The 413-nt window shown below is 66.1% G+C and carries 1 pseudogene; it reads right to left on the reverse strand.

Features of this window, described 5'->3' with window-relative positions:
- Positions 1–196: pseudogene (locus A612_RS16390) on the reverse strand (aromatic amino acid aminotransferase); the annotation flags it as partial.
- Positions 197–413: the final 217 nt, after the last annotated feature.

Genomic DNA, 413 nt, shown 5'->3' on the forward strand with positions numbered 1-413 from the left:
CGCGTGCGGCCGGCCGCTCCATCAGGGCCTTCTCCGCCGCCCGCACGCACTGCAGCAGCGGCAGCTTGCCCTCGTCGTCGAAATACACGCCCACGCCCAGGTTGACCTTCCTGGGGTGGGGGTCGGCGTTGAATTGCTCGTTCAGGCCCAGGATCGGGTCGCGCGGGGCCATTTCGACCGCGGAAAAGAGAGACATGGGAAAAAATCCTTGGAGGGATGGAAATTCGGCAATCCGGCCGCAGATGGTCTTGTCGGCAGCCGACCGAACATTCTAAGAGCGCCACCGTCACGGATCCCCGCACCCCCACCATGCACGAAGTCACCATGGAGTCAGCCACCGAAGGTGGCCGGTTCGTCCAGTTCCCGGGCTCGCCCTTCCAGCTCTACCAGCCGTACCCGCCGGCCGGGGGGGG

Origin of the sequence: Melaminivora alkalimesophila, from assembly GCF_000282995.1 — a bacterium.
GTDB classification, from domain to species: Bacteria; Pseudomonadota; Gammaproteobacteria; order Burkholderiales; family Burkholderiaceae_C; genus Melaminivora; species Melaminivora alkalimesophila.